The sequence below is a fragment of the Delftia sp. ZNC0008 genome (assembly GCF_000799035.1).
In the GTDB taxonomy this organism is placed as follows: Bacteria; Pseudomonadota; Gammaproteobacteria; order Burkholderiales; family Burkholderiaceae_C; genus Comamonas; species Comamonas tsuruhatensis.
In genome coordinates this window covers 1-7,664 of sequence record NZ_JTKZ01000785.1, presented here as the reverse complement: position 1 = coordinate 7,664, position 7,664 = coordinate 1, and the positions used below count along the sequence as shown (strand labels likewise).

Here is a 7,664-nt window from a genome sequence, read left to right as displayed (position 1 = left end):
TGGACAGGTAGCGCTTGCCGTCCGCATCGCCCCACAGGTACAGCGGCATGGAGGGGATGGGCTGGGTGCAGACCAGCTCGCCCACCTCGTCGATGACGGGCTGGCCCTGCTCGTTCCAGGCCTCCACGGCCGCGCCCAGCTGCCGGCACTGCATGATGCCCGGCTGCTGGGGCAGCTCGCGGTGGCCGCCGATGAAGGCGCCCGCGAAGTCGGTGCCCCCCGAGATGTTGTTCCACCAGATGTCAGGCCGTCCCATGCTGGCGAACTGCGCCGTGCCCCAGCTTTGCACCTCGGGCGACAGCGGCGAGCCCGTGGTGCCCAGGCTGCGGATGCGCGACAGGTCGCCGCACTGGGCCAGGTCCACGCCGGCCTTCATGCAGTTGGCGTAGAAGGCCGCGCCCGAGCCGAAGCTGGTCACGCCGGTCTCGGCCGCGAAGCGCCACAGCACGCCCCAGTCGGGCCTGTCCTTGCTGCCGCCGGGGCTGCCGTCGAAGATCACGCAGGTGGTGCCGCCCAGCAGGCCCGAGACCTGGGCATTCCACATCACCCAGCCCGTGGAGCTGTACCAGTGGTAGCGCTCGCCCCAGCTGTTGGGGTGGTAGCTGCAGCCTACGTCGTTGTGCAGGGCCTTGAGCTGCAGGGCCACCAGCACCATGCCGCCATGGCCGTGGACGATGGGCTTGGGCAGGCCGGTGGTGCCGCTGGAGTAGACGATCCACAGCGGGTGGTCGAAGGGCAGCCATTCGGGCTCGAAGGCCGCCGTGGCCGCGTCGTCGCGGGCCGTGACCTGGCCGTAGTCGGCGGCATCGGCCAGCCTGGCCTGCAGGTCCAGGTTGGGCACAAGGACCACATGCTCCACGCTGGGCAGGCCTGCGCGCAGCTCCGCCAGCACGGCCATGCGGTCGATATCGCGCCCGGCGTAGTGCACGCCATCGACGGCGATCAGCGCCTTGGGCGCGATCTGGCGAAAGCGGTCCAGCACCGCGTTGGTGCCCATGTCGGGCGCGCAGATGCTCCAGACGGCGCCCAGGCTGGCCGTGGCCAGCAGGGCGACCATGGCCTCGGGGATGTTGGGCAGGTAGGCAGCCACGCGGTCGCCGCGGCCCACGCCCTGGGCCTTCAGGTGCAGGGCCAGGGCGGCGACCTGGCGGCGCAGGTCGGGCCAGGACAGTTCCCGGTGGCGGCCCGTCTCGTTGCGGCTGACCACGGCGGGCATGCCGGCCGCATGGGCGGCATCCACATGGCGCAGCGCCTGGCGCGTGTAGTTGATCTGGGCACCCGGAAACCACTGGGCGCCGGGCATGGTGTTGCGCTCCAGCACGGCCGTGTGCGGCGTGGGCGACTGCAGCGCGTTGTAGTCCCAGATGCTTTGCCAGAAGGCGTCCAGGTCGGTCACCGACCAGCGCCACAGCGCGTCGTAGCTGTCGAACTGCAGGCCGTGGCGCTCGCGCAGCCAGTCCTGGTACAGGCGGATCTGGGGGATGAAGGCAGGGGTATGGCTCATGACCGGCCACGGTACGCGCGCGCTGCCCGCGAGCCCAGACGGGAAAGCCACTAGCTTGGCACCTGGGCGACAAAGTCTGCGGGCCGGATCGCGTATCTGCGCACAAACACTGGGAAAAAATTTCCGCTCGCCCCCTCCTGCCAGAAAACAAATGCCTCTAATATCGCGCCAATTTTTTACAAGGAGCGATGCCACATGGGCCTTTTCCAATGGACGGAGAAATCCGCCGACCAGCTGCAACGGGGAGGCGTGATCGGCCCCGATGAGCGCCTGCCCTGGCCCCAGACCGGGCTGATGGGCATACAGCACGTGATCGCCATGTTCGGCTCCACCGTGCTGGCGCCCATCCTCATGGGGTTCGACCCCAACGTGGCCGTGCTCATGAGCGGCATCGGCACGCTGATCTTCTTCCTGATCACGGGCGGCAAGGTGCCCAGCTACCTGGGTTCGTCCTTTGCCTTCATCGGCGTGGTGATCGCAGCCACGGCCTATGGCGGCAAGGGCGCCAACGGCAACATCGGCGTGGCGCTGGGCGGCATCATTGCCTGCGGTGCGGTCTATGCGCTGATCGGCCTGGTGGTGCAGATGGTGGGCACGCGCTGGATCGAGCGCTTCATGCCACCCGTGGTCACGGGCGCCGTGGTGGCCGTGATCGGGCTGAACCTGGCGGCCATACCCGTCAAGAACATGGCGGCCAACAACTTCGAGTCGTGGATGCAGGCCCTGACCTTCGTCTGCGTGGGCCTGGTGGCCGTGTTCACGCGCGGCATGGTGCAGCGCCTGCTGATCCTGGTGGGCCTGATCGCCGCCAGCCTGCTGTACGGCCTGTTCACCAACGTGCTGGGCATGGGCAAGCCCGTGGACCTGTCGGGCGTGATCAACGCCACCTGGTTCGGCCTGCCCCAGTTCCACGCGCCCGTGTTCAGCGGCCCGGCCATGGTGCTCATCGTGCCCGTGGTCATCATCCTGGTGGCCGAGAACCTGGGCCATATCAAGGCCGTGACCGCCATGACCGGCAAGAACCTGGACCAGTACATGGGCCGGGCCTTCATCGGCGACGGCGTGGCCACCATGGTCAGCGGCGCGGCCGGCGGTACCGGCGTGACCACCTATGCCGAGAACATCGGCGTGATGGCCGCCACGCGCATCTACTCGACGGCCGTGTTCTTCGTGGCCGCCGTCCTGGCCGTGCTGCTGGGCTTCTCGCCCAAGTTCGGCGCGCTGATCCAGGCGATCCCGCTGCCCGTGATGGGCGGCGTGTCCATCGTGGTCTTCGGCCTGATCGCCGTGGCCGGCGCCAAGATCTGGGTGGACAACCGCGTGGACTTCTCGCAGAACAAGAACCTGATCGTGGCGGCCATCACCCTGATCCTGGGCACGGGCGACTTCACGCTCAAGTTCGGCGACTTCGCGCTGGGCGGCATCGGGACCGCGACTTTCGGCGCCATCATCCTGTACGCGCTGCTGGATCATGCACGCAATGATCAGCCGCTGATTCATTGAATGTGAGCACACGCAAACATTCTTTGAGCCTTTGACTGCGCGGCAGGGCCTTTACGGGGAAACCCGAGGGCCGCTGCCAGCGCTGCTACCATCGGTTTCCGGAGATATACCGCCCTTGCGTTCTTGCATGGGGCGGTTTTTTTTAGGCTTGCAAGCCAGCGCTGCGGCACCCTGCCGGCTGGCGCGAGCCGTCAGCCGGAGCCATAGATGTCCCTCGCAGACCGCGTACGTTTCCCAGAATTCCTTTCGCGCACCATGACGGCCGAGCAGGCCGCCGCCCTGATCCCCCACGGCGTCAACGTCGGCATGAGCGGGTTCACGGGCGCGGGCTACCCCAAGGCCCTGCCCCAGGCCATCGCCCAGCACGCCAAGAGCGAACACGCGGCCGGCCGGCCCTACAAGATCAATGTCTGGACCGGCGCCTCCACGGCCGCCGAGATGGACGGCGCCCTGGCCGAGGCCGGCGCACTGGGCCAGCGCCTGCCCTTCAACACCGACCCGACCTGCCGCGCCAGGATCAATGCCGGCGAGATCGACTTCATCGACATGCACCTGTCCCACGTGGCCCAGCATGCGTGGTTCGGCTTCCTGGGCCCCATGAGCGTGGCCGTGGTCGAGGTGCTGGGCGTGACCGAGGACGGACGCCTCATCCCCTCCACCGCCGTGGGCAACAACAAGACCTGGCTGGAGATTGCCGACAAGGTGATCCTGGAGGTCAACACCAAGCCGCCGGCCAAGATGGAAGGCATGCACGACATCTACTACGGCACGGCCATCCCGCCGCGCCGCGTGCCCATTGCCCTGACCCATGCCGATGACCGCATCGGCGAGCCCTACCTGCGCGTGGACCCGGCCAAGGTGGTCGCCGTGGTCGAAACCCACAAGGGCGACCGCGACAACGTCTTCGCCCAGCCCGACGCCAACTCCAACCTGATCGCCGCGTCCATCATCGACTTCCTCGCGCACGAGATGAAGATGGGCCGCCTGCCCAAGGAGATGCTGCCCATCCAGTCGGGCGTGGGCAACGTGGCCAACGCCGTGCTGGCCGGCCTGCTGACGGGGCCGTTCGAGAACCTGCTGGGCTTCACCGAGGTGCTGCAGGACGGCATGCTGGACCTGCTGCGCGCGGGCAAGATGAGCCGCGCCTCGGCCACCTCGATCTCGCTGTCCGGCAGCGCCTACAGGGACTTCGAGGAGAACATCGACTTCTACCGCGAGCGTATCATCCTGCGCCCCCAGGAGATCAGCAACCACCCCGAGCTGGTGCGCCGGCTGGGCGTGATCGCCATGAACTCCATGATCGAGGCCGACATCTACGGCAACATCAACTCCACCCACGTCATGGGCACGGGGATGATGAACGGCATCGGCGGCTCGGGCGACTTCGCGCGCAACGGCTACCTGTCCTTCTTCGTCACGCCCTCGGTGGCCAAGGGCGGCAAGATCAGCTGCATCGTGCCCATGTGCTCGCACGTGGACCATACCGAGCACGACACGCAGATCATCGTCACCGAGCAGGGCCTGGCCGACCTGCGCGGCCTGTCGCCGCGCAAGCGCGCCCAGGTCATCATCGACCGCTGCGCCCATCCCGACTTCCGTCCCCAGCTGCAGGACTACTTCGACCGCGCCCAGCGCCAGGGCGCGCTGCACACGCCGCACATCCTGGGCGAAGCGCTGAGCTGGCACCAGCGCTTTGTCGAAACGGGCGACATGCGCGCCTGAACCGCGCAAGCGCGCCAGCGCGCCAGCGCGCAGTCTCCTGGGCTACAGGCGGCCATCGGCATGGCTGCCCGGACTGGCGTAGCATGCAAGGACGGCCCACGGGGCCGTCTTTTTCGTTGCACCCACAGGACTTCTCCCATGCCGATCTGGAAGCGCAGCTTCACCCTTGAAGACATCACCTCGCTGAGCGCCGACACGGCCGTCTCGCACCTGGGCATCGAGTTCACCGAGATCGGTGACGACTTCCTGCGCGGCCGCGTGCACGTGGACCAGCGCACCTGCCAGCCCTACGGCATCCTGCACGGCGGCGTGAACGTGGTGCTGGCCGAAACCCTGGGCTCGGTGGCCGCGGCCTGCTCCATCCCCGATGGCTGGCGCAGCGTGGGCCTGAACGTCTCGGCCAACCATGTGCGCGCCGCGCGCCAGGGCTGGGTCACGGGCACGGCCCGCCCCGTGCACCTGGGCCAGACCACCCATGTCTGGGCCATCGAACTGCACGACGAAACCGGCCGCCTGACCTGCACCTGCAGCCTGACCATGGCGCTGCTGCCGCCCACGCATGCGCAGAACGTCAAGCTCGCGGCGCAGCCGCCGGTGGCGGCCCAGCCCTGACAGCTTGATGGACCGAGAACCCTCGCGCTCTCGGTCACGTTGCTGTTGTCCGTTGTATTTCTTCTTCAGTTATTGATAATTGCCTAATCAATACAACAGACTCCGGCATGCCCGCTCCTGGCTCCGCGCTCGAACAAGCCGTTCTGGCACTGGCCGAACAACGGCCGCTGCTGCGCGCACGCGACCTTGCCGCGCTTGGCCTGCCGACCATGGCGCTGAGCCGGCTGGTCGCGGCAGGCCGCCTTGAACGCGTTGCACGCGGCCTGTACAGCCTGCCGGGCCGGCCGCTCAGCGAGCACCGCTCGCTGGCGGAAGTGGCCCTGCGCGTACCGCAAGGGGTGGTCTGCCTGCTGTCCGCGCTGCGGGTCCACGGCATAGGAACGCAGGCGCCCTTCGAGGTGTGGATGGCCATTCCCCATCACTCGCCCACGCCCCGCATAGACCAGCCTGCATTGCGCGCCATCCGCATGTCCGGTGCGGCACTGTCCGAAGGCGTGGAAACCCTGCAGATCGATGGCGTCGGTGTCGCCGTCTTCAACGCATCGAAGACCGTGGCCGATTGCTTCAAGTACCGCAACAAGATCGGCCTGGATGTGGCGCTGGAAGCACTGCGCGACGGATGGGCACAACGCAAGCTGACGGCCGACGCGCTCTGGCACTACGCCGCCATCGACCGCGTCAGCAATGTGATGCGCCCCTACCTTGAAAGCATCGCCGCATGAGCCGCGATATCGCAGCCTCGATCCGTGCACGTTTGAAGCAATGCGCGGACGCCCGCAGGCAGGACTTCAACCTCACGCTCACCCACTATGGCCTGGAACGCCTGCTTGCCTGCTGGGCATGGCAGCGACCTTCGAGCGCCGCCAACTCGCGCTGCCCGCAGGCCTGCCTGCCGGATTGAGCGATGGCTTCAGCAGCGATGCGGCCAAGCAGGCGCAGTGGGCCGCCTTCCTGAAGAAGAACCGGCTTGCAGCGCTGGAGCTGGCCCCTGTCGTGGCAAGGCTGCGAGAGGAATTCCAGCAATGCGGCATCTTCTGATACCGCCTGGAAGTCCTCCACATCCCCCGCCATCTCAAACCCCCAGCAACTCCGACAGGCGCTCCGGCTGCGCCAGCAGCTCCCGCGAGTCGGCCTGCAGCGCCAGCCGGCCCTTGGCCATGACCACGGCGCGGTCGGTGTGGGCCAGGACCTTTTTGTAGTCGCGGTCCACGATCAGGGTGGAGATGCCGGTGCTGCGGATGGCGGCGATCACGCGCCAGATTTCGGCGACGACCAGGGGGGCCAGGCCTTCGGTGGCTTCGTCGAGGATGAGCAGGCGCGGGTGCGTCATCAGCGCGCGGCCTATGGACAGCATCTGCTGCTCGCCGCCAGAGAGCTGGTCGCCGCCGTTGGCCAGGCGCTCCGCGAGCCGGGGGAAGGTGTCGAGCACGCGCTCCAGCGTCCAGTGGCGCTCGCCCTGCAGGCCGGGGCGGGCGCTCATGACCAGGTTCTCGCGCACGCTGAGGTTGGGGAAGATGCCTCGCCCCTCTGGCACATAGCCAATGCCCAGCCGCGCCATGCGCTCGGGCGGCGCGCCCGTGCAGTCGCGGCCATCGGCGCGCAGGCGGCCACGGCGCGCGGGCACATAGCCCGTGAGCGTGCGGATCAGCGTGGTCTTGCCCATGCCGTTGCGCCCCAGCAGGCCCACGGCCTGGCCCGCGCCCAGCGCCAGGCTCACGCCCTGCAGGATGTGGCTGTCGCCGTAGTAGGTATGCAGCTCGTCGATGGCGAACATGGGCTCAGTCATCGTCTTCTCCGAGATAGGCAGTACGGACCACGGGATCGACACGGATCTGCGCGGGCGTGCCCGTGGCCACCACGCTGCCGTTGACCATCACGGTGATGCGGTCGGCGATGCGGAACACGGCGTCCATGTCGTGCTCGACCAGCAGCACCGCATGGCCGCCCTTGAGCTCCTGCAGCAGGGCCAGCATGCGCTCGGTCTCCTCGGCGCCCATGCCGGCCAGCGGCTCGTCCAGCAGCAGCACGCGCGGGCCGGTGGCCAGGCACATGGCCACTTCCAGCTGGCGCTTGGCGCCATGGCTCAGTGTGCCGGCCACGGCCAGCGCCAGCCCGGCCAGGCCCGCACGCTCCAGGGCCGCATGGGCCTGGCGCAGGCTGGCCGCGCAGCGCTGTGCGGACAGACCCAGCTGCCAGGGCCTGAGCGCCATCTGCGCCTGGGCCGCGAGCCGGCAGTTCTCCAGCGCCGAGAACTCGGGAAAGATGGTGGTGCGCTGGTAGCTGCGGCCCACGCCGGCACGCGCGCGCCGGGGCTGGGACGCGG

Annotated in this window: 9 protein-coding genes; 6 read left to right on the top strand and 3 right to left on the bottom strand. The window is 68.2% G+C overall.

Annotated features, from left to right (window positions below; genetic code table 11):
* On the bottom strand, positions 1–1,504 hold a 1,504-nt coding region (locus tag L995_RS25340), incomplete at its 3' end, for an acetoacetate--CoA ligase (RefSeq protein WP_047474104.1).
* Positions 1,505–1,699: 195 nt separating this feature from the next.
* Here L995_RS25340 and L995_RS25335 point away from each other — a divergent pair.
* The 6 genes from L995_RS25335 to L995_RS34510 all read left to right on the top strand — a co-directional run bounded on the left by L995_RS25335 (position 1,700) and on the right by L995_RS34510 (position 6,379).
* Positions 1,700–3,007 (top strand): solute carrier family 23 protein, encoded by a 1,308-nt coding sequence (locus tag L995_RS25335; RefSeq protein WP_047474103.1) that lies wholly within the window; start codon positions 1,700–1,702, stop codon positions 3,005–3,007.
* A 207-nt stretch (positions 3,008–3,214) separates the two neighbouring features.
* Positions 3,215–4,729, top strand: a complete 1,515-nt coding sequence (locus L995_RS25330; RefSeq protein WP_012202025.1) for an acetyl-CoA hydrolase/transferase family protein — start codon at positions 3,215–3,217, stop codon at positions 4,727–4,729.
* A gap of 138 nt (positions 4,730–4,867) precedes the next feature.
* Positions 4,868–5,341, top strand: coding sequence for a hotdog fold thioesterase (locus L995_RS25325; protein WP_017405693.1), 474 nt, complete (start codon positions 4,868–4,870; stop codon positions 5,339–5,341).
* A 107-nt stretch (positions 5,342–5,448) separates the two neighbouring features.
* Entirely contained in the window at positions 5,449–6,063 is a 615-nt protein-coding gene (locus L995_RS25320) for a type IV toxin-antitoxin system AbiEi family antitoxin domain-containing protein (RefSeq protein ID WP_016447321.1), read from the top strand.
* Positions 6,060–6,242: a hypothetical protein gene (locus L995_RS34515; protein ID WP_231574527.1), complete on the top strand. Its 183-nt coding sequence runs from the start codon at positions 6,060–6,062 to the stop codon at positions 6,240–6,242. The genes L995_RS25320 and L995_RS34515 overlap by 4 nt, the downstream gene beginning before the upstream one ends.
* A complete protein-coding gene (locus L995_RS34510) occupies positions 6,182–6,379 on the top strand; it encodes a hypothetical protein (RefSeq protein WP_047474102.1) in 198 nt (65 codons plus the stop codon). Before L995_RS34515 ends, L995_RS34510 begins: the two co-directional genes overlap by 61 nt.
* A gap of 34 nt (positions 6,380–6,413) precedes the next feature.
* On the opposite strand, the gene L995_RS25310 is transcribed toward L995_RS34510, so the two are convergent.
* Positions 6,414–7,127: a branched-chain amino acid ABC transporter ATP-binding protein gene (locus L995_RS25310; protein WP_082001628.1), complete on the bottom strand. Its 714-nt coding sequence runs from the start codon at positions 7,125–7,127 to the stop codon at positions 6,414–6,416.
* On the bottom strand, positions 7,120–7,664 hold a 545-nt coding region (locus tag L995_RS25305; protein WP_047474100.1), incomplete at its 5' end, for an ABC transporter ATP-binding protein. The genes L995_RS25310 and L995_RS25305, both read right to left, overlap by 8 nt.